Raw genomic sequence first — 22,376 nt, 5'->3', positions numbered from 1 at the left:
AAATTAATACAATGAGAAAACAAATAATTTTGCTATCGATTTTTTTCAGCTGCATTTTTCTATGCAAGGATTTGGTGGCACAAACAAAGAAGGTAATTGTTAGTGGTACTGTAAAAGATGCCGGAACCAATGATACAATGGTTGGGGTTAGTGTTGCCAGTGGTAAGCCACTTAAAGTACTTACTCAAACAGATTCTAAAGGCCATTACTCGGTATCGGTAGATGATGGGGCATCTTTAGTATTTTCATATATCAGTTATGGTACTAAAACAGTTAAGTTAAATCCAGGACAAACAACATTGAATGTGTCCATTAAGGAGGATAATAAAACGATGGAAGAAGTAGTTATTCGTGGTTATCAAAAGAGAACCAGAGAGGTAACTACAGGATCTTCATTTATAGTTTCGGGTAAAGAGGTACAGGATGTACCAGTGTCAAACGTTGAGCAACTGCTTCAGGGTAAAGTAGCCGGTTTAAACATCCAGTTAAATACCGGAGCTCCGGGTTTACGTGGTACGGTTAATATTCGTGGTTTATCAACCATAAGTACTACAGGTACAGGTAACGAGACTTTCCTTCAGCCGACTTCTCCTTTATACGTTATAGATGGTGTTCCTATGGATGCGGATAAAGCATCGGAGTTTGGATTCCAGCAGCAAGGTCCGGGTGTGAGTCCTATATCTCTAATTCCACAAGAAGATATTGCCAGTATTGAGGTTTTAAAAGATGCGACAGCCACAGCCTTATATGGTTCAAGAGGTGCATATGGTGTAATTTTAATTCAAACAGTGCGTGGAAATTCTGAAATTCCCCGTATTCGTTATACTGGTAACTTTTATATGAATGCAATTCCTAAACTTCGTAATATTTTAGGTGGTACCAATGAACGTGATATAAAATTAGGCCAAATCAATAAATATGGTAGGTTCTCAGATATTTATAAGATATCAAATACACCATTTTTATCAGATAGTTTAAATGCTTACTACAACAATTCAACTGATTGGCAAGGCGTTTTTTATCAGAATACCTATAATCAAACGCACAACATTCAATTGGATGGCGGTGATTCTAAGTTTAGTTACAAAACCAATCTGAGTTATTTTTCAGATAAAGGGATTATTAAAAATACTGGTTTTGACAGGTATAGTCTGAACATGAACATGGATTATAAACCAACTACCAGGATTAGTTTTTTTGGGTCCATTAGAGGAAATGTTGGTAAGATAAAAAAGGCAAACGGGGTAGGGTTATTGCAAACCGGAGTTGCTACAGATGGTCAGAAATCTTCTTTATTGCCTGGCCCATCTTTCTTTCAGGCCACCAGCAGTGTGTTATCTGCGTTGCAGACAAATACAGATGCTGGACCTAAGAATTTGAATACTTATATTGAGGGGCGTTATGAATTAATTCCTGGTTTAAATATTACATCTGCAGCCAGTTATGACTATAATGTTGATACTGAGGATACTTTTACACCTGCTGCTGCCAACAGTCAGTTTGCTAAGATTTATTCTTATTACGGTTACACCTCGCAATTATATAACAGGAATAATGTTTCCTATGTGAAATCTTTTAACGAGAAGCACAACCTGTTTTTTAACCTTTTTAGTGAGATGTATGTTAAAAAAGGACAAGGTAGTACTACAAGATTAGAAAGGTCTCCAAATGATCAGTTTCAGGGACCATTGGGTTATGATGGTTATTATTCACGTGGTGGTGGTATCTTAACTACTTTCTACGATCAGAATCAGATTTCGTTTGCGGCTGCTTTTACGTATGATTTTCAAAAGAAATATATTTTGGATATTACTTATCGTATTGATGGGACATCGAATAATGGGAATAAAGATCCATATGCTAAAAACCCTTCAATTGGTTTGAAATGGAATTTCAATAAAGAAAACTGGCTTAAAGATCTTAAGTGGTTGAGTTATGGTGACATCAGATTAACAGGTGGTAAAAATATCTTCCCTGTTGGCAGTTTAGTTGACATCTACGGAAAATATGGTCCTAAAGGATTCTATAATAACAACCCACGTGTAGGTATCGACTACGAATTTATACCTAACCCATTGCTTAGACCAAAGAATGTAACCCAGTTTAACTTAGGATTTGACTTAGGCCTTTTTGATGGAAAGTTGGATGTTATTTTTGATACCTATTATAAAAAGGTTACTAATGAGTTGTTTACGAGCTTCTTGTCAAATACGCTCGCTTTTGAAAAGTATACCAGTAATGATGCTGCACTTTCCAACTATGGTTACGAATTATCTTTAAGTAGCAGACCACTGTCAAAAAATAGTAAATTTAACTGGACAGTATCTGTAAACGGTGCGATAAACAATGATGTGTTAACTCAGCTTCCTGCTGAATACAATGGACAGTCTATTGAGTTCGATTTTATTTCGGGTTATGAACAGCATCTTGCAAAAAGAGTAGGTAGAAATTCATTGGCTAACTTCTTATATGTTAACCAAGGCGTATATGATTCTACAAATGATGTGCCTATTGATCCTGTTACCGGATTAAGGTATAGAAATAATAATACATCGAATGTTTTAAATTCGTTCCAGGGTGGTGATGCCCGTTTCTTTGACGCCAATGGCGATTATGTTTTAGACTCCAGAGATTTACAGGTTGTAGGTAACACACAGCCGGTATTAACAGGAGGTATGTCTAATACCGTAAGCTATAGCTTCCCATCTGGGTCGGCGCTTTCATTGAATGTTTACGCTACCTATACCGCAAAACGTTCTATTTTGAATAATGCATTGGCTGACAGGTTAAGATTATTAAGAGATCCTTTTGGATTAGGTAAGGTAGGTAATATTGAGAATGTTCTTGGAGCAAATCCATTAGCTGTAGTTCCTGTTAATGACTTAAATATGTGGACCGGTCCCGGTTATACCAACGCGAAATTTGCCAATATTTATGATTACGCACATGAGCAAAATGTTAACAATTACAGGTATCCACAAACACTTTGGATGGAGACAGGAAGTTATTTTAAAATTAACCAGATTACGGTTTCCTATTCTTTCGCAAAGAAAATGGCAAGAAGAATCGGATTAACTAACATACGTACTTTCCTTTCGGCGAGTAATATTGTTACGTTCTCTGCTTATTCAGGACCAAATCCAGAGGGCGTTACTGCAATTGGTAGAGATGGCTCGGGTGGTTATCCGGTGCCTCGTGTATATAATCTTGGTTTTAACGTAGAATTTTAATTGAAGTCACAAAACTAATAAGACATGAAAAAATATATTATTTGCTTATTTATTGTTGTAAGCGCTTCACAATATGGCTGTAAGAAATTCCTGGATATTACCCCTATTGATAAATTGACAGGGAATAATTTTTACCAGAACAGGGAGGACATGGAGGCAAACATTAACGACATGTATGGTGAGTTATTTGATAAGTACACCAAAACTTCATTTGCAGGAGCAACCGGAGAGTTTCGTTCCGGAGAGGTTATTCCTGCCCAGGAAGGTGGTTTAGGACGTTCAGCATCAGGATTGATCGGAGGGCACAGAAGGCAGACCCCAAATCCTCAGGGTAGTACTGATAAACAAAATGTCCCTTTAACAGCTGTTAACGACAGACTTCTGCTCGTTGCCTTAGGCGGTGGTGATTGGTCAGGTTATAACTTTTCTGATTTAACCAGGTGGGGTGAATATTATAGAGTTATTCAATCCGCTAATCTTTTAATTAGTAAGGTTGAAGATGGAATTCCCGCGCTTACAGCAGAAGAGTCTAAACGCTATATCGCAGAAGCTAAATTTATTCGTTGCTTTTGCTATTTTCAAATGGTAAGATTATATGGAGACGTAGTTTATTATACCGCAGCTTTTCAAAAAGATCCATTGCCAAGAGAAAATATGGTTTCAGTTATAAATAAGTGTATTGCAGATCTAAAGGACTTTAGAAATGATTTACCTACTGTTTTTACTGATCCGTCGCAAAAAGGAGTTAGGGCGAGTAAAGGTGCAGCAATAGGTTTGTTAATGAATATGAATATGTGGAATGCTGGATTCGACATCCCAAACAAAAATACTTACTATCAGGAAACAGCCGCACTTGGAAAAGAGATCATGGATAGTAAAGCTTTCCGTTTGCTTCCTATTAATGAATGGGCTAAAGTAGCAAAAGGTCGTTCTGAAGAGAGCCTTTTCGAGTTGTTCAGAACACTAAATTACAACCAGGATTTGGACGATCCGTTTGCACAGGCCAATGCATATTCACCTTTTGGAGATGCATTTATTCACTTTCCGTACAAACAACCTGAGTACAGCCACAGATATAGCTTCTCTGTTTTCTCATCAGAGTATATGAAAAAGTTATATCCTGATGAATCAGATTTGAGACTAACGATCTGGTTTGTTGCCCCATTCGATCAGAATGCATCAACTTTCCAATTGAGGAAGTTTGCTTTAAATACGTTTGCTGATGCCAATAACCCCAATTTGGATTTAAATCCGGATAATACCTATTTAATTATGCGTTACGCTGATGCCATTCTATTGCGTGCAGAAGCTGCCGCTAATTTAGATGATGAGGTAACAGCTATTGCTTGCTTAAATGAGGTTAGAGATAGAGCCAATGCGAAAAGATATGGTGAAGCCGGAGCTGCCGATCCACCTTTAAAAGATGCTATTTTCTTAGAAAGATCTAAAGAGTTGATGGGCGAGGGAAGTCGTTATTTTGACCTTGTTAGAACAAGAAGAGTATTAAGTAAGGAGTGGACAGACAATCCACTAACTCCAGATAAGTTTAACAGAGGAGGATGGACTTGGCCTATTGATCCGAGTGCATTGTTTAACAATCCCCAAATGAGTTTAAACACTTATTGGATAGGTACAGGTCTTTAATTTTAAATAATAGATAATTACATGAAAAATATTATTAAACGATACTTTAAACCTGCAGCAATACTATCGGTTTTGCTGATCACAGTAATAAGTTCCTGCAAAAAGGATGAGTATTATAATGACGGGGGTAAAGCCGATCCTGTTTTTAACGGGAATATAATGCAGTACCTGGAATCTAACGATAAGTTTGATACGATTGCTCAGATTGTTAAACTGGCCGGGATGGAGGATGTTTTTAAGAACGAAAATATTACTTTTTTTGCCCCTACAGATGAAGTGATCAGACAATCAATAGGGCTGGTAAACACGGAGTTACCTAATTTAAGAGGGAGGCTAAATCAACTATTGTTTGATACGGGCAGGGATACAATTCAGACGCTTTCTGATATACAACCACAAATCTGGAAAAGGTTTTTAACCAGATATATCTATAAAGGATCACATAGATTAAAAGATTATCCTCAGATAGATTTTGATTTAAGAGAATTGTTTCCTGGCTCTTTCTATTATACCTATGATAATGAGATTTCAAACATCGGAGTGGTATATAATCCCGTAAATGGAGTTAAGTATGTAGGCTATCGCCAGTTGGCGCTTTCTTATTTAGCTGATCCTTCGGACCCAAACAGCCTTATTACGGCAGCTGTAGCCACCTCAGATATACAGCCAAGTAATGGTGTGGTTCATGTATTGGCAATAACGATTCAAGATAAGATAGGAGAATTGCCAACTTTCCTTAATGCCAATTTGTTTGGATTTAATATTGAGTTTTTTAATGAGGTAATGTTAAGCAGATAGTAAGAGGATTAGAGTAGTTAAAGTGTTAACAGAAAAATTTAAGATAAGCATATGAAATTTTTTAAATATATAAGTCTATCGATGATCCTTGCTACAGCGCTTTTTAGTGGTTGTAAAGAAAAGGAGAATTCATTTGAAGATCCTTATAGTGGGGGGATTGCCCCGCTGGGAATTAAGATCGACCGCCAGCAAATACCTGTTCCGGCAGTTGGAATACCAGGAACTTTGATTACCCTTAAAGCAACAGGTTTGGTTCCTCATAAGGATAAAATTCAGTTCTTGTTCAATGGTGAAAAGGCAGAGATATCGGAGATAAACGAGACAGGGATTAAGGTAAAAGTACCAGGTAGGGCAAGTTCTGGAGTTACAGCCTTTGTAATTGACGGACAGCTGGTCTTCGGACCAAATTTTACGGTTAGCGGTTTTATCAAAAAAGATCCTACCTATAAAGTAGTCTCAGGAACAGATGCGGCTGTTGATAAGATTTATGAGCTAGCCGGCGGTAATTTGTTGCTTCTGGGCAGTTTTACCAATTATGATAATAAGGGGATTGTGAAGCGAATTAACCGTATCGTTAGGACACTTCCTGATGGTACTTGGGATCGTTCACTATTAAGTGGCCCTGCTGCAAATGGGAGCCTTTTTGGTTTGGGTATTATAGGTGGAGAGTACTTTTTAGGTGGTGCTTTTAGTGCTTACGCGCAAAGAGGCGGAATCAATAATATAACCAAAGTAAGTAGTCAGGCAACTATTGATACAATAGCTGTTGAAACATATACCAAAAAGTTAATATATGTTCCAAAATTTAATGGAGGAACAGACGGTGCGGTTACCGAACTGTATGCATTTAATAATAAACTTATTGCTACGGGTAATTTTAAATATTATGTATCTCGTCGTTATGATCAGCCAACCAGAAAATTAAAAGATAGTACGGTAATTGACACAGTAGATATGCGCCAGCTTATGCGTTTGAATACAAATGGTACTTTAGATAAAACATGGAGATTTGATCCAAATGGCATTGGCTATGGCGGTGCTAAAGGCAAAAGTTTGCCTGGAGCAAATGGTTATATTAACAAAACAATTTTGCATACGGACGGAAAGATTTTGGTTTGTGGTAATTTTACCAAATTTGATGATCAGCCTGCAGGATACATTGTACGTTTAAATGCTGACGGAACAATAGATCCGACATTTAATGTAGGTGAAGGAGCAGATTTTGTCATTAGTCATGCAAGTTATAACGAGACTACTAAAAAGTACCTGGTGACCGGAACGTTTAAAAAAATCAATGGGGTAGCTGTGGAAAGTTTAGCGATGTTGAATTATGATGGTTCGGTTGATCAGTCTTTTGTTACTAAAAAGTTTGCGGGTGGTTATCCTAATTTCACTAAGCAACTTAAAGATGGGTTATGTTTGATAGGAGGATATTTTAAAACCTATGATGGGGTAAACAGGCAAGGTTTCCTGATCACTACAGACAAGGGTGAAATAGCTGAAGGATATAATAACGTCGGAAATTTGTTGGGTTCAATAAATACAGTATTTGAAACCAAATCTGCTGATAATAAGAGGGCGTTATTAATTGGTGGTTCATTCTTCCTTTTTGATAATCTCGAAACCAACAATCTTGTTAAGGTAACACTAGAAAATTGATTATATTACATATATAATCCAGACATGAACCAAATGAATTATAAATCAAAGAATATGAAAAAACATCCATACAAATATTTTGTTAGTCTAACACTATGCTTGCTGGTGTTTGCAACATCCTGTAACAAGGATTTCGATACGGTAGTACCTGATGCTCCGGCGAACGATACTAATGTTACTTATAAGGCGCCTAAAGTTCTTTATCTGATTGTAGATGGAGCGCGTGGTGCATCTGTAAGGGATGCAGGAACTACTACATTGCGTCGCCTGATAGATAGCGCAGTTTACACCTGGACCGGTTTAAGTGATAATACTAATTATACTGACGCAACCAACTGGTCTGATATGCTAACCGGGGTGAAAAAAGAGAAACACAATGTCCTTACTGAAGACTTCTCAGGTAATCGATTAAGCAATTACCCGGTAATATTTGAACGCATAAAATCTCTTAAGCCAAACCTGCGTATTGCTTCTTTTGCTTCCTCAGATGTGTTTAAGACAAAATTAACCGGCGGAGCTGATGTTTCTGAATCGTTTGCTGGAAATGACGAGGCGTTAACCTCAAGATTAGTAGATTTTGTTAAATCTGATACTGCTTCACTTATTTTAGGTCAATTTGGTGGTGTTGAAAAGGCAGGTAAATCTTCAGGGTTCGACAATAAATTTGCGCCTTATAAAGCAGCTATCAATAAATTTGACAGTCAGGTGGGAGAGATCTATGCCGCAATTAAGTCAAGAGCGAATTATAAGAATGAAAATTGGTTGATTATCGTAACTTCTAATAAAGGAGGACAGTATACGCTTCCAACATCTGAAGATGATAAAACGATTTTTAGTAATCCCAATGTAAACACTTTTACTATTATTTATAACAATAAATACAATCCAACATTTATTCCCAGACCATTCCTCGGAAATCCTTTTTCAGGAAATGCAGTTAGGTTTAAAGGAGACCCGGATAAAACAGTTGCTAAACTAAGTGCAGGTGCATCAAATGAATTTAATTTCGGAGAGTCTGATTTTTCAGTGTCAGTTAAGGTGAAAAAAGGTAAAACAAGAAATACTTCAAGAGGAGATTATTATTATCAATGGCCTTCTATTTTAGGAAAAAGAGACAGAGCCGGCTGGGGTGGTGACACTGCTCCGGGCAACCCGGGTTGGGACATTTGTTTATTCCAGAATGGATGGCGCTTCTTCGCCGCTGGTGGAGAAGGATTTAACAATGGTATTGAAATTGGGGGGCTGGATTTTAGTGGTGATATCTGGCATGACCTTACTTTTGTAGTGGAGAGAAAAGCGGATGGAAATAGATATGTGAGATTGTATACCGATGGCGTAAAGGGGGTAACCAATGACGCAAATAATGGTTATGAGGGACCTGATGGTACCAAAGAAAAACCGGTTTCAGTTGATGTAAAACTTGGAGGGCAACCTAATTTTAATAACAATGCACCTTTGCGTTTAGGTTGGGCAGATGGAGAAATGGACGGTGATTTTGGTATCATTAATGTAAACCTGGCTGAATTTAAGATTTGGAAGGTTGCATTGCCTGAAAATGTTGTGAAACAATTTGCCTGTGATCCAACAATGGATGAAAGTCATCCGAATTATGATGAGCTTGCCGGATATTGGCCTTTAAATGAAGGGTCTGGAAATCAATTTGCAGACAAAGGACCTTTTGCTGCCCCTTTTACAATTAGTGGTACTTATACCTGGGAGACATATTCAGATTTAATTTGTACGCCTAACAATACCAATCTAGGTGTATTGGTTCCTAAAAATTCTGATGTGCCAACTCAAATTTTAAGTTGGTTTAATATCGCTCGCCAGGAGACCTGGGGATTAGATGGAAGAGTTTGGATAGCAAATTAACGTTAACTGCTGGGATGCTTTTTTAACAGCGTCCCAGCAGATTATTTAAACAGATCATTATATATATCAAATATGAAAAGAATATTTACCCACATGCATTTATGCCTTTTGGTTGTTATCACAACATTGATTGTGTCATGTGAAAAGGAAAAATTGACGGAGGTACTGGTTAAAGAAAATCCAAGCTCGGTAGGGCTGTCGTTAGAAAATAAAATTGATATAGGCAGTGGTGATAATTTTTCATTGGACAATGATAAATTAACCATTCCCCTGACAATTACGCTATCTGGCGCATCTGGTAAAGCATTTAATGTTCAGGTTACAGGAAATGTTGATACCCTTGCGAAATTAATTACGGACGGGGTACTGCCGGCAGGTACCATCCCTCTGGGAGATCAAATGTATAATTTCCCACCTGTAGTTGATATCCCTTATGGAGTTACCAGTACAACTTTTGATTTATTGGTAAGTCGCACTTTTGTAGAAAGAAATCATAATAAGATGATGGCGGTAGCTGTTAAAATTTCTGATGCATCGAAAGCTAACAAAGTAGATGCAGGAAAAAATGCTGTTGTAGTACTTATAAATGCTGCCGAGGCAATCGCTGCTGAGAAAGTGCATTATATTTCTTTCGTAGCAGGGGGTAAAACACCATATTTAGTGCCTAATGCCGAGAATTTTTCAATCGGTTCACAAGATGTAACCATTCCCATTTCCTTAGCGCTTGCCGGAGATGCAGGACCTGATTTTACCGTTGATTTTGTAAGAGATGATGCAGTTGCAACTGAATTGATAAACAATGGAACATTGAAAAATACTGTCCTTTACACTGGGGCGAATTTTAGCATTCCTACAGGGAAAGTTAGATTTACTGATGGAGCAGCAAAAATTGAAACTTCATTTTTGCTTAGAACATCTGAAGCTATGGGCGGAGTTAACAACAAGAAAGCTATAGGATTGAGATTGAAAAATCCTAGCAAGTTTCAGCTTGATGCAAACAAAGCTACAATGGTCGTGGTTTTTGATCCGGTTGCCTTCAGCAGACCATACACGGCTCCTTTTGTAATTAAAGGTGGTATTGGTGCTGTCTCTGATATGATCCCTGCAGCATTATACGATCAGGGTGGCGAAGGTGTCGCCTACCACGATGATAGTGGAAAAGATGGGGTAAGCAGCTTCCGCGCCGGTGAAAATGTGGACGTAGGCGATTATACTCCTCGGAGTGTAGTTGGGTGGTGTAATACAGGTGAGTGGTTAACCTATACCGTAAATGTAGAGGCTGATGGTGAATATGAACTAAATACCTTGCTAGGTTGTCCTGGAGATGATGGAAAGTATAGCGTTTTCATGGATGGTGTAGCAATCACACCAGTACTTACCGGTCTTAAAACACCTGGTTCGTATGGTGATCAACAACCAAACTATTCCACTGTTCAGCTTAAAAAAGGCAGACATATTATGAAGTTCTATGAAGATCATGGAGCCTATGATGTAAGAGGATGGATCTTTACCAGAAAGAAATAATAATTTTGTAAATACATAATAATAAACGAATCAGCAACAGCGATGGTTACCTCACATTCATCGCTGTTGTTTAAAAAATATACCAAACTTTAAATAGTATGAACAAACTTTTTATTTTGCTATTAAGCATCGTTATTTTCACTTCCTGTTCTAAAAACAAGGACATAGAAGTTGAACCAGCCGAACAAGACAGACCATTTGTTGATTTTGAAGTCGTTCCAGGGGATGATGCGTTTACCTTCGACTTTAAGAATAAGTCTACTGATTATAAGAAAGTTGAATGGCGCTTTGGAGATGATAGTGTTTCTACTGAAGTAGCACCAAGCCACATATTTCCTACATCAGGTACCTTTGAAGTTAACCTGACAGCTATAGCTGAGGACGGATCAACTGCAAAAAAAGTGATACTCGTTAAGATCAACCCAGACAGTGTTCTGAATTATATTGCGGAAAGCCAAGGAGATAATAAAGTTAAATTTAGCGTTAAATCTACTAAGTCAGTTATTAAATCATTAGAATGGGATTTTGGTGATAACTCAGGTTCTACAGCAGAAGCCCCCATTAAAGGATATGAGGCGGGTAAGCTATTCACCTCCAAGCTAAACGTAACTACGGAAAAAGGATCCAAATTTACCGTTTCTAAGTTGGTGACAAGTAATGGTACAGTAATAGATGTAACAAGCAAATATCTACTTAATGTGGGCCCTAAATTTGTTGCTTCAGAAAGATTCGGTAGTAGATGGGGCGTCGTTGCTGATTGGAGAGTGAATGCAGCTGTAAGGCAGCGTGATGGTGGCATGGGTGGCTGGGATGAGTGGGAAGGAAATAGTATGTCAATGGAGTCTTGGGGCGGAGAACCTGACATCAATAACGGAAAAATTCAACAAACGGCTTTACTTCCGCTTCCTGCAGGTGAATATTTTTATACGCTCTTTTTCCATGATTATCAACTCAAAGATCAGTTTTATACCGTTATTGTAAAAGGAAACGAAATACCTGATGTAGACAAAGTGGAAAACAATCCAATTGTTTTAGGTTATACAAAGTCGACAGGCAATGGTCCACTTAATTTCACCACAGGATTTACTGTCCCTACAGAGTCTAATGTAACTTTTGGGTTTGTTGCGACGATGATTCAAAATGATCAGAATTTTAAGCTTACTTATATAAAATTATATAAACTCGATAACTAGTATAAAAATAAAGCAGCAGCTGCATTTACAGCTGCTGCTTTATTTTAAAGCTTCATAGATTTCGGTAAACAGCAAACCGCTTCCGCCACCGTAATGAAATACAATGGGAACTTTTCGGTTTACTTTTCTGATCACATTCTCCAGCTCAATTTCTTCGGCCTTTTCTAGTCCTGCTCCCACCAAAACCAGATCAAAGTTTGCTGATTTAAATGTTGTGATTGCCTGTTCCAGTGTATTTGCACCTATTGCACTCATTTCAGTATTGGAATTTACCAGCCTCACCACTGTATTTAGAATTTCCTGATGGGTACAAACCACCAAAACCTCGGTCTTTTTCATAATTAATAATTCATTGGAACCTCCATTAAAAGGACTTCCATATCGTTAATTGCTTCAATGGTTATGTGCTCAGTTTCCCAGATGCCAAATCCATCACGTTCGTTTAAGATTTGATCGTTGATTTTTACATCGCCCTTAATTACAAATACATATAAGCCATTGTCTTTGTTTTTAAAATGATAATCTGTTTTGATCCCTTTATCAAATTTACCAATATTAAACCAGGCATCCTGATAGATCCAAACACCCTGATCATATTTATCTGGAGATAAGATTTGGGTGAGTTGATTTGGTTTCATCAGAGTATCATACCTTTCCTGATGATACCTTGGCGTTACATTACGTTGATTTGGAAACAACCAGATCTGAAGAAATTTTACCGGCTCATTTCTGTTTTTATTAAACTCCTTATGGTAAATCCCGGTACCGGCACTCATTACCTGAATTTCTCCGGTTTCAATAACCGCTACGTTTTCAAGACTGTCCTGGTGTTGTAAGGCTCCCTCAAGAGGAATAGAAATAATCTCCATGTTATCATGAGGATGCTCTCCAAATCCGTTTCCTCCATTGACCCAATCGTCGTTAAGCACTCTTAAAGCGCCAAATTGGATTCTTTCAGGATTATACTGCATGCCAAAACTAAAAGTCTGATAGCTTTTAAGCCAGCCATGATCTGCAAGTGTACGCGTTGCTGCGGTATGTAATATTGTTTGTGCCATTTTGATTTTATTAAGCAAATTCTGATCAGACTTCGTCAAAGATGAGTTGTCTGGCCAATTCGATTTCTTTCTGACTAATTGTGTGAACTCTTCCTGCATAAATCTTCATAGAAATTTTTGCATTCATTTTTTTTATGATACCCTCGCTTACCTCAACTCTCCTTACCGGAACATGTGGATCAGGATCCCCTGTTGTTATCAATATAGGCGTTTGTTGAAAATCGCCTTTATAGTTCCTCATGTTTACTTCCTTACCAATTAATCCGCCGGTAAAGGCAACTGCGCCACCATATCTGGCAGCATTTCGGGTAATATATTCAAGCGTTAAACATGCACCCTGCGAAAATCCAACAAAATAAATTTTGTCTTGAGGAATTCCTGAAGAGATAATTTCATCGACAAGCGCTTTAATCACGGTAAGTGCAGAATCTAAAGCCGGTTGGTTTTGTTCAACAGGAGCAATAAAGCTATACGGATACCAACTGTTATTGGTAGCTTGGGGAGCAAATAAAGCTGCATCATCCACCTTTAAATGAGTGTTTAAAGAAATGATATCTTCAGCTGTAGATCCACGGCCATGCAAAAAAACAATAGCTCTTTTCGCCTCAGTAACAGGAATACCTGCGGTTGTAATGTTTTTATTGTGTGTGTACATGTTAGTTTATTTTAGGTAAAATGCCTTCAATTTCTGCTCTCATGTTTTCATATTGAGCAGGAAGCTTAAGGTTAGAGCCTAATTCTTCTAAAGGCTCATCAACGGTAAAACCTGGATTATCAGTAGCAATTTCAAAAAGTACGCCACCCGGTTCACGGAAGTATAAAGAATAGAAATAGTTGCGGTCAATTTTTTCTGTAATGTTCAGACCCATTGCCACAACCTTATCTCTAAAGTACATTAAAGTATTCTCATCTTTAACCCTGAAGGCAACGTGGTGTACAGATCCACTTGCAACATGACCAACAGCTTCACCAGGGGCCTCAACAAGGTCAACAATGGCTGCGTAGGTTACCGCATCTGTAACAAAACGTGACCGGTTCACTTCAGTTTTTTCCAATTTATATCCAAAAATGTCTGTTAAAACTTTAGCAGTACCATCCATTTTATTGGTTGTTATAGTTACATGATGAAAGCCATGGGTAGCATTTTCTTTACCTATTTCAGGCGTGGTCCATTGTGCCCTTGCGTCAGGAGTCTTAACCTCAGTCAGTTCAAATTTTAACCCATCAGGATCAAGAAAAGTCAGGTACCGTTCTCCAAATTTTTCAGCAGGTTTATTGTAGATTACATTGTTTTCCTCGAATCTGTTTTGCCAGAATTCTAAACTCCCGGCCGGAACGCTGTAACCAATTTCGGTTACCTGTCTTGAGCCTCTTCGGCCATTCATAATTCCTTCCCATGGAAAAAATGTCAAAATACTTCCTGGTGTTCCTTGTTCATCACCGTAGTAAAAGTGATAGGTATGTGGATCATCAAAGTTTACTGTTTTTTTAATCAATCGTAAACCGAGTATGCGGGTATAAAAATCATAGTTCTTTTTTGCGTTTCCTGCAATTGCAGTAATGTGGTGCAGGCCTAAAATTCTGTTGTTCATGGCTACCTTTTTTTATGGTTTAATTACTTAATTCTTAAATAACAGTACAAATTTAGGGGGAACTTTTATTTTAAATCTTACCATAGATTAAGAAATGCTTAGCTTTATATTTAGATATTTAAGTATGATTAGATTTGTCCTCTCTGTTGTTTTATTGTCGGCTAGCCTGGTATCAAGTGCGCAAGACTCCATAAGTATTAAAATTTATCCTAAGTACGATAGTGTAAGTAAATTTCATCGCTTTTTGTTTGGAGAAAACTACCGGAAGGAGTATGCAATGAGTACCAAAGTACCCATTATTAAGATATCGGAAATTAAAGGTGGACTAACACCAGTAAAAAGGGGTGGAGGCAACCAATCGCATTCGTTAAGATTGGTGGATAAACAGGGCAAAGAGTGGGTACTTAGAAGTGTAGAGAAATTTCCGGAAATATTGTTGCCGGAAGTATTCAGAAAAACGTTTGCAGGCACGGTGGTAAAAGATAATATGTCTGCTCAGAACCCATTCTCGGCTTTGGCGGTCCCTGATGTTGCAGATGCTGTAAATGTGCCACATAGCGATCCTATGATTGGTTGGGTATTGCCAGATGCTGGATTAGGTGAGTTTGCCAGTGTATTCCAGAATACACTTTGTTTATTGGAGGAAAGAGAACCTGTTGGCGATACTGATAATTCGGAGAAGATGATGCGCAAACTAAACGATGATAATGATCATACTTATGATGGTCGTGCATTATTAAGCGCAAAAGCATTGGATGCCTTGTTGGGAGATTGGGATAGACATGAAGATCAATGGCGATGGAAGCCTGAGAAGAATGCTGATGGAACTATGAAATATCTTCCCATTCCCAGAGACAGAGACCAGGTCTTTTATTTGTCGGAAGGTCTTGTGCCAAGATATGCCCAATCATCATGGTTGTTGCCAATGATACAGGGATACGAAAGAAGCCTGCCTGATATTAACTGGTTCTTTTGGGAAGGAAGAGCAATTTATGGAAGATGGTTTTCTGGAATAGATGAAAAGGAATGGAATGAGGTAGTAAGGGATTTTTGTGCTTCTTTAACCGACCAGGTGTTTGAAAAGGCGCTTAAAAAACTACCTGAACCTGGATATTCTCTTCGCCATGATAGAATACTGGCCCAGCTTAAAGAGAGAAGAAAGAACCTTCCTGAATTGATGAGTAAGTACTATCACTTCATAAATAGTATAGTTGATATACAGGCTAGTAATAAGAATGAGCTGATCAACATAACAGATGCGCCGGATAAGGCTTTAAATGTAACCATCCGTAAAATATCTAAGGAAGGACACATTAAGGATGTTATTTTTAACAGAACTTTTGATCCAAAAGTAACCAGGGAAATTAGGTTATACGTGAAAGATGGCAATGATAGCTTAATATTAAATAATAAAACCTCAGCTATTAAACTAAGGATAATTAGTGTTGAGGGTAAAAAAACATTTCATGTAGAAAACTCGCTTCGCAAAATCCGTGTTTACGGTAAAGATGACAACATAACTTTTACAGGGAATACAAACACGTTTCTTAAGAGGTTGGATAACGACACTTCTAACACCCATTTTGTGTACACAGATCTTTATAAAAGAAAGATGCTGCTTTTAAATGCCAGTTACAATATTGATGACAGGGTGTTACTTGGTTTATCATATAAAATTACCCAACCCGGTTTTAGGAAACTGCCTTATGGAAGTACGCATTCGTTCTCATTTTTGCACTCTTTTGCAACATCGGGGTTTAGATTCAATTATAGGGGGGAAATGCTTAAAGTTTTAGGTAATGCAGATATTGTATTACAAGCGGATGCTTTAGCCCCCGAGAATTCACAAAACTTTTACGGTTTAGGTAACGAAACTACTTTTAATAAAACCGGGGATTTTGTAAGATATTACCGTGCAAGATTTAGTTTGTTTCAGATAGATCCATCTATAAGATGGAGGTTATCAAAATCTACCTTTAGCATAGGCCCATCACTGCAGTATTACCGGTATAGTAAAGACGATAATGAAGGTCGTTTCATTAACAATACTTCAGCGTTGCATTCGCCGGATAGTGCAACCATAACAAAAGACAAGTTGTATGCAGGAGTGGTTGCAAATTTCACAAACAACAATCGTAACAGTGATATCTTGCCTACCTCGGGCACCTTCTTAGAAAGTAAATTACTCGCCTATAAAGGTATAAATGGCGAGTCGAATTCTATGGCACAGCTGAGCGCTTCATTCTCCGTTTATCAAAAGATTGATAAAGGAAGCCGGTTTGTATTAACAGATAGAATTGGGGGTGGTGTAACGGTAGGTAAACAAGCATTTTATCAATCCAGTTTTCTGGGAGGGCAGGGTAATTTGCTTGGGTACAGAGAATTTAGATTTGGTGGCCAACATAGCCTATATAATAATTTAGAATTGCGGGTAAAAGTGGCAAACTTTATGAATTACATACTGCCTGGTCAATTTGGATTATTGGGTTTTCATGATGTAGGCAGGGTATGGAGAAAGGGAGAAAAATCTGATGTTTGGCATCAAGGATTTGGAGCAGGTTTATATTTTGCTCCGGCATCATTAACAGTATTTCGTTTTGTAATGGGGCATTCAAATGAGGGCTGGTATCCTTATGTAGCCATGAAATTCAGATATTAAGAAGTATCAAAATTTGGTAAATTACTTATTTTAGTTAATGGGAAATGTAAGAAAAGCCGTAATTTAGAACTCTAGTTTGAAAACCATCAAAAATTAGTTGTGATGAAGAAGAATTTTATATCTAATTCTAGAGAATCTATTAGAATGTTTAAAAACCCACTTTTTGAGGGTTTATCGAAAGTCCCATATTTTGTGCCACTTATTGTCTATGTTCCGGTTGTAGGATATTTCTCCTGGGAATCATTCGGTATAAATGGAATCTTGGGTTTTCTTGGATATTTTCTGTTAGGATTATTTATCTGGACTTTAACAGAATACGTGCTTCATCGCTTTATTTTTCATTTTTATCCAAAGTCTGAATGGGGTAAAAGAATTCACTTTATTTTTCATGGTGTTCATCATGATTATCCAAACGATGCACAACGACTGGTGATGCCACCTTCTGCAAGTATACCACTGGCATTGGCATTTTTCTTTCTTTTTAAATGGCTGCTTGCTCCGGCTATGCTTGATGGTTTTTTTGCCGGATTTATTTTTGGTTACTTATGCTATGACATGACGCATTACATGTTGCATCATGCACAATTCAAAAACGCTTTCTGGAAAAAACTTAAGCAACAGCACATGCTGCACCATTATGATGACTCTACAACAAAATATGGGGTGACATCGGATATCTGGGATAAAGTTTTTGGTACCAGATAGGGAATCGCTAACACTTTAATTTTTTTGCGCGTAGGGGTAAAGTAAAACAGGAGTGTCATAGGATAAAACAAATCCATTATGACTCTAAAATTCCTCCCTGTGTTTCTCATTGCTTTTATGTTGCAATGTATTTATGTGCAAGCCCAGAATCAAGATTCCTTAAACCGTAAAACTTCTGCAATTACCCAGACCATTAAAGGAACGGTAGTAGACAAAGGCAGCAGACTTCCGCTAGGGGGAGTTACCATTAAACTCTCGTCCAGTGTAACAGTTAAAAGCGTAAGTACCAATGAAAACGGTGTATTTCGTTTAACGGGGGTTCCCTTAGGCCGTCAGGTACTACAGGCCACTTTAACAGGACATCAGCAAATTGTATTATCCGAACTTTTGGTTACGAGCGGTAAGGAGCCCATCCTTAATTTAGAAATGGAGGTGCAGGCCAATAACCTAAGCGAAGTTGTGGTAAACGCCAGTTCAGGTAAAAAACCATTGAATCAGATGGCAATGACAAGTGGCCGATCTTTTTCGCCCGAAGAAACAAATCGCTATGCAGGAGCTTTTTTTGATCCGGCAAGGATGGCGCAAAGCTTTGCGGGAGTTGTTGCCGGAGGTGATAACAATGACATTATTGTAAGAGGTAATTCTCCAAAAAGTTTACAATGGCGATTGGAGGGTATCGAGATCATTAACCCTAATCATTTTGGAAGTGAAGGCGCTTCGGGCGGTGCAATTAGTATGATCAATACTACTGTTTTAAGCACGTCCGATTTTTATACCGGAGGCTTGGCTGCTGAATATAGCAATGCATTATCGGGTGTGTTCGATTTAAAATTCAGAAAGGGAAATACAGATAAACGTGAATATGCTTTTAATGTTGGTATACTGGGAGCAGGCGTTACTTTAGAAGGTCCTTTTAAAAAAGGAAGCGATGCCTCTTATCTGATCAGTTACCGTTATTCTTCTTTAAGCTTACTGGAAAAGGCAGGTATTAAGGTCTCTGATGAGGGCGTTCCAAAGTATCAGGATCTGTCCTTTAATTTCGTTGTACCTACAGAGAAAGCCGGAACATTTTCACTGTTTGGAATAGGAGGGTTGAGCAACCTCAATAAAGATGCAGACAGAGATTATACCAAATGGGAAGAAAGAAAGGATGGGTATGATATGAAGTATGGCTATGATGCGGGTAGCGTAGGCCTAAAGCACCTTTATATAGCCAGTAATAAACTCTATTTTAACAACATCATCTCTTATTCGGGTAATCGCAGTTCCAATAATATTGATACATTGAACAAAGACTATCAGGCCAGTTTGCAGGATAAAAGCAGGTATACCAATAGTTCTATACGCTATGCAGGCACCATGAACTATAAAATTAATGAGGCCAATGTGGTCCGGGCAGGTATTAATGCGAGCTTTTTAAGTTATAATCTATACGGGCAGCATTACAACGCTGAGTTAAAGGCATTAAAGGAGCTTATTAATCAGAAAGGCAGTGCCAGCAGTTACGATGGTTTTGTTCAGTATAAAACGGAATTGAACAGTCAGCTCACCCTAAATACCGGTCTGCATGCTAATTATTTTAATCTGAGTGAGAGTTGGAGTATAGAGCCCCGGCTTGGGCTAAACCTACAGCTGGCGGGAGCGCAACAACTGTCTTTCGGTGCAGGGTTGTACAGCCGTTTGGAACCACTCTCTTATTATTTTGCGAGGAGTGCAGACCAAACTGTATTAAATCCTTCGGACGCTGCTAAAAAGCTTAGTCCAACCAAATCTGCGCAGGCTGTGCTAGGCTATGAAAAGTTGTTTGGCGGAAACCTGAAATTTAAAACAGAGATATACTATCAGCATCTGTATGACGTGCCGGTTTCTATTGATCCGGAGGTGAATTTTTCACTATTGAATGTTTCAGATAATTCTGCCATTTCTTCTTCATCTTATCGCTCTCTTGTGAATAAAGGGACCGGCAAAAACTATGGCATTGAACTTTCACTTGAAAAATCATTAAGCAAAGGCTATTATTTTATAATTACTTCTTCTTTGTTTGATTCCAAATTTAAAGCTTTGAGTGGCAAAGAATTTAATACCTCATTTAATACACGGTATGTAGGGAATCTTTTGGCCGGTAAGGAATGGATTTCAGGAAAAAGAAAAAACAATATTTTCGGACTAAATGCAAAGCTGATCTATGCCGGAGGCAGAAAGTATTCTCCGATTTTGGTTGAAGAATCTTTCAGGTTAGATGAAGAGGTTATAGATCAAAATAAGGTTAATACACTCACAGCTGATCCGTATGTGCGGGTAGATTTTTCTGCCAGTTACCGTATCAACAGTAAAAGGGTTAGCCATCTGCTTATTATGGATATTCAGAACCTATTGAACAAAGAAAATACAGTTGGGATGCATTACAATTCCAGTAAGCGTATTATAGAACCGTCTAAATGGGGAGGTATCATACCAACCATAAATTACAGAATAGAATTCTAGGAAAATTACGCAAAGGTTTGCGCAACATATGTGATTGATATTTCAAAATAAAACAGTTAACTAGCATTAGTTTACAAAACTAAATAACAACTGTTTTATTTTAAATAACCAAACACCCACACATGAACCGACTGTTATCAATAGCTCTGTTGATGATTTGCACACTCAAATTATCTGCGCAATCCAAAATTTCTATAATTCCTTTACCGGCGAAATTGGAAGAGCGAAAAGGAAGTCTTACGCTGGACAAAAATGTATACATCAGTTATCCTTCAGCTAATTTAAAAGACCTGGCGATGTTTGCCCAATCTTCAATAGAGGAAACTGCAGGAATTAGACCTGAGCTGCGTACAGGCATGTGGATGCAGAGAAAAGCAAAAACCATTAGCCTTAATATTGATTCAAAAGTGACCTCAAAGGAGGGATACGTGCTGGAGGTAACCGCAAATGGAGTTGCTATAAAAGCAGGAACCGAAAATGGCCTTTTTTATGGCATACAAACATTATTACAGCTAGTGCCAGTTAATGGGGTTAAAAAGTTGCCTTGTGTTTATATAGAAGATGAACCCCGTTTTAGCTGGAGGGGAATGCTCATGGACAATTGCCGCCATATGTTTTCTGTTGAGTATATAAAGAAATTTATAGATCAGTTGGCCAAACATAAATTAAATAAGTTTCATTGGCATTTAACAGAAGATCAGGGTTGGAGAATAGAAATAAAAAAATATCCGAAACTCCAGGAAATTGCAGCTTACAGAAATGGAACACAGATTGGTCCAAACAGAAAGAAAGATGTTGATAGCATTAAATATGGTGGTTATTATACTCAGGAACAGATTAAGGAAGTTGTAGCTTATGCAACATCGAGATTTGTTGAAGTAATTCCTGAAATAGAAATGCCAGGACACTCCGTAGCAGCTATTACAGCCTATCCTTATCTGGCTTGCGGGGACGTTAGTTTTGAGAATGGAAAGCCATTTGAAGTAAGAAAAGTATGGGGAGTTTCTAAGGATCTTTACTGCGCAGGTAATGATACCGTATTTACATTTTTGGAAGATGTTTTAAATGAAGTGATACCGTTGTTTCCCTCTCAATATATTCATATAGGTGGAGATGAAGCTCCGCATGATGCATGGCATACCTGCCCTAAATGTCAGGCCCGCATAAAAAAGGAAGGTTTGAAAGATGAAGCGGCATTACAAAGTTGGTTTATACAACGAATGGAAAAATTCATCAATAGTAAAGGCAAAAAGATAATTGGATGGGAAGAAATTATGCAGGGAGGCCTAGCAGATAATGCTACGGTACATTCGTGGCTGGGAGTTGAAAGTGGTTTGAAGGCCGCTAAAAGCGGTCATGATGTAATCATGTCGCCATACTCACATTTGTATATTGATGGCTACCAGGCTGACCCTAAAATTGAGCCAATGGCGATTGGTTATTGGGTGCCAATTGATAGTGTGTACGCTTTTGAACCTGTACACCCAGCGCTAAACGAAACTGAGGCAAAGCACATTTTAGGCGCACAAGGGAACTTGTGGACTGAGTTTATTGGAACAGAGGATTATTTTGAATATATGGTTTATCCTCGTATTGCGGCATTGGCTGAAATTGACTGGACACCAAAAGCGTTGAAGAATTTTGAGGATTTCAAAGGCAGGTTGAGTACTCAATATCAACGATATGATAAACAGGGAATTCAGTTTAGAATTCCGGTGGCAGTTAGGGAGGCCGTTGTGAACCCGGATAGCACCGTTAAAGTAACACTTAGTGATCCTACAAAAACAAGTACTATCAGATATACAACTGACGGATCCGATGTTAATGAGCAATCGTCTGTTTATAAACAACCGGTAGTGTTGAAAAAAGGAGAGGTAATCCGTTATGCATTGTTTTTTAATAACAAACGTAAAAGTTCTACCGACTATTTCCCTAAACCTGTAAAACAAGCAAAGTAA

The 22,376-nt window shown here is 38.1% G+C and carries 15 protein-coding genes; 11 read left to right on the top strand and 4 right to left on the bottom strand.

Going from position 1 to position 22,376, the window contains the following annotated elements; all coding sequences use genetic code 11:
- Nucleotides 1–11: 11 nt before the first annotated feature.
- From AC6CH7_RS13635 to AC6CH7_RS13605, 7 genes are all read left to right on the top strand, one after another.
- On the top strand, nucleotides 12–3,230 hold the full coding sequence (locus tag AC6CH7_RS13635) for a SusC/RagA family TonB-linked outer membrane protein (protein ID WP_498263266.1): 3,219 nt from the start codon (nucleotides 12–14) through the stop codon (nucleotides 3,228–3,230).
- Nucleotides 3,231–3,254: 24 nt separating this feature from the next.
- A complete protein-coding gene (locus AC6CH7_RS13630) occupies nucleotides 3,255–4,874 on the top strand; it encodes a RagB/SusD family nutrient uptake outer membrane protein (protein ID WP_498263265.1) in 1,620 nt (539 codons plus the stop codon).
- Nucleotides 4,875–4,895: 21 nt separating this feature from the next.
- The gene (locus tag AC6CH7_RS13625; protein WP_498263264.1) at nucleotides 4,896–5,672 is read left to right on the top strand and encodes a fasciclin domain-containing protein; all 777 of its coding nucleotides are present in this window, start codon (nucleotides 4,896–4,898) and stop codon (nucleotides 5,670–5,672) included.
- A gap of 51 nt (nucleotides 5,673–5,723) precedes the next feature.
- Nucleotides 5,724–7,331: a DUF5008 domain-containing protein gene (locus tag AC6CH7_RS13620; RefSeq protein WP_498263263.1), complete on the top strand. Its 1,608-nt coding sequence runs from the start codon at nucleotides 5,724–5,726 to the stop codon at nucleotides 7,329–7,331.
- 54 nt (nucleotides 7,332–7,385) lie between these two features.
- The gene (locus tag AC6CH7_RS13615; protein WP_498263262.1) at nucleotides 7,386–9,203 is read left to right on the top strand and encodes a DUF4983 domain-containing protein; all 1,818 of its coding nucleotides are present in this window, start codon (nucleotides 7,386–7,388) and stop codon (nucleotides 9,201–9,203) included.
- A gap of 72 nt (nucleotides 9,204–9,275) precedes the next feature.
- On the top strand, nucleotides 9,276–10,727 hold the full coding sequence (locus tag AC6CH7_RS13610; RefSeq protein WP_498263261.1) for a hypothetical protein: 1,452 nt from the start codon (nucleotides 9,276–9,278) through the stop codon (nucleotides 10,725–10,727).
- A 98-nt stretch (nucleotides 10,728–10,825) separates the two neighbouring features.
- Entirely contained in the window at nucleotides 10,826–11,920 is a 1,095-nt protein-coding gene (locus AC6CH7_RS13605) for a DUF5013 domain-containing protein (RefSeq protein WP_498263260.1), read from the top strand.
- Nucleotides 11,921–11,959: 39 nt separating this feature from the next.
- Here the strand turns inward: AC6CH7_RS13605 and AC6CH7_RS13600 are convergent, their stop codons facing one another.
- From AC6CH7_RS13600 to AC6CH7_RS13585, 4 genes are read right to left on the bottom strand one after another with little or no spacing between them, the layout of a single operon-like run.
- Complete coding sequence (locus tag AC6CH7_RS13600; RefSeq protein ID WP_498263259.1) at nucleotides 11,960–12,259, bottom strand: response regulator; 300 nt, start codon at nucleotides 12,257–12,259, stop codon at nucleotides 11,960–11,962.
- 2 nt (nucleotides 12,260–12,261) lie between these two features.
- Complete coding sequence (locus AC6CH7_RS13595; RefSeq protein ID WP_498263258.1) at nucleotides 12,262–12,978, bottom strand: pirin family protein; 717 nt, start codon at nucleotides 12,976–12,978, stop codon at nucleotides 12,262–12,264.
- 25 nt (nucleotides 12,979–13,003) lie between these two features.
- Nucleotides 13,004–13,633 (bottom strand): alpha/beta hydrolase, encoded by a 630-nt coding sequence (locus tag AC6CH7_RS13590; protein WP_498263257.1) that lies wholly within the window; start codon nucleotides 13,631–13,633, stop codon nucleotides 13,004–13,006.
- A 1-nt stretch (nucleotide 13,634) separates the two neighbouring features.
- A complete protein-coding gene (locus AC6CH7_RS13585) occupies nucleotides 13,635–14,570 on the bottom strand; it encodes a ring-cleaving dioxygenase (protein ID WP_498263256.1) in 936 nt (311 codons plus the stop codon).
- Nucleotides 14,571–14,694: 124 nt separating this feature from the next.
- On the opposite strand from AC6CH7_RS13585, the gene AC6CH7_RS13580 reads away from it, so the two are divergent.
- The 4 genes from AC6CH7_RS13580 to AC6CH7_RS13565 all read left to right on the top strand — a co-directional run bounded on the left by AC6CH7_RS13580 (nucleotide 14,695) and on the right by AC6CH7_RS13565 (nucleotide 22,376).
- Nucleotides 14,695–17,229 (top strand): BamA/TamA family outer membrane protein, encoded by a 2,535-nt coding sequence (locus AC6CH7_RS13580; RefSeq protein ID WP_498263255.1) that lies wholly within the window; start codon nucleotides 14,695–14,697, stop codon nucleotides 17,227–17,229.
- A 102-nt stretch (nucleotides 17,230–17,331) separates the two neighbouring features.
- Nucleotides 17,332–17,934, top strand: a complete 603-nt coding sequence (locus AC6CH7_RS13575) for a sterol desaturase family protein (RefSeq protein WP_498263254.1) — start codon at nucleotides 17,332–17,334, stop codon at nucleotides 17,932–17,934.
- 78 nt (nucleotides 17,935–18,012) lie between these two features.
- A complete protein-coding gene (locus AC6CH7_RS13570) occupies nucleotides 18,013–20,418 on the top strand; it encodes a TonB-dependent receptor (RefSeq protein WP_498263253.1) in 2,406 nt (801 codons plus the stop codon).
- A 122-nt stretch (nucleotides 20,419–20,540) separates the two neighbouring features.
- Nucleotides 20,541–22,376, top strand: coding sequence for a beta-N-acetylhexosaminidase (locus AC6CH7_RS13565; RefSeq protein ID WP_498263252.1), 1,836 nt, complete (start codon nucleotides 20,541–20,543; stop codon nucleotides 22,374–22,376).

The organism is Pedobacter sp. GQ55 (assembly GCF_059758925.1).
Note: the sequence above shows the minus strand (reverse complement) of the source record. Positions and strands in the feature narration are given on the sequence as shown.

Bases quoted from the DNA above. Each gene is read 5' to 3' on its own strand.
- AC6CH7_RS13635 (WP_498263266.1), top strand. From the start codon at position 12: ATGAGAAAACAAATAATTTTGCTATCGATTTTTTTCAGCTGCATTTTT.
- AC6CH7_RS13630 (WP_498263265.1), top strand. From the start codon at position 3,255: ATGAAAAAATATATTATTTGCTTATTTATTGTTGTAAGCGCTTCACAA.
- AC6CH7_RS13625 (WP_498263264.1), top strand. From the start codon at position 4,896: ATGAAAAATATTATTAAACGATACTTTAAACCTGCAGCAATACTATCG.
- AC6CH7_RS13620 (WP_498263263.1), top strand. From the start codon at position 5,724: ATGAAATTTTTTAAATATATAAGTCTATCGATGATCCTTGCTACAGCG.
- AC6CH7_RS13615 (WP_498263262.1), top strand. From the start codon at position 7,386: ATGAAAAAACATCCATACAAATATTTTGTTAGTCTAACACTATGCTTG.
- AC6CH7_RS13610 (WP_498263261.1), top strand. From the start codon at position 9,276: ATGAAAAGAATATTTACCCACATGCATTTATGCCTTTTGGTTGTTATC.
- AC6CH7_RS13605 (WP_498263260.1), top strand. From the start codon at position 10,826: ATGAACAAACTTTTTATTTTGCTATTAAGCATCGTTATTTTCACTTCC.
- AC6CH7_RS13600 (WP_498263259.1), bottom strand. From the start codon at position 12,259: ATGAAAAAGACCGAGGTTTTGGTGGTTTGTACCCATCAGGAAATTCTA.
- AC6CH7_RS13595 (WP_498263258.1), bottom strand. From the start codon at position 12,978: ATGGCACAAACAATATTACATACCGCAGCAACGCGTACACTTGCAGAT.
- AC6CH7_RS13590 (WP_498263257.1), bottom strand. From the start codon at position 13,633: ATGTACACACACAATAAAAACATTACAACCGCAGGTATTCCTGTTACT.
- AC6CH7_RS13585 (WP_498263256.1), bottom strand. From the start codon at position 14,570: ATGAACAACAGAATTTTAGGCCTGCACCACATTACTGCAATTGCAGGA.
- AC6CH7_RS13580 (WP_498263255.1), top strand. From the start codon at position 14,695: ATGATTAGATTTGTCCTCTCTGTTGTTTTATTGTCGGCTAGCCTGGTA.
- AC6CH7_RS13575 (WP_498263254.1), top strand. From the start codon at position 17,332: ATGAAGAAGAATTTTATATCTAATTCTAGAGAATCTATTAGAATGTTT.
- AC6CH7_RS13570 (WP_498263253.1), top strand. From the start codon at position 18,013: ATGACTCTAAAATTCCTCCCTGTGTTTCTCATTGCTTTTATGTTGCAA.
- AC6CH7_RS13565 (WP_498263252.1), top strand. From the start codon at position 20,541: ATGAACCGACTGTTATCAATAGCTCTGTTGATGATTTGCACACTCAAA.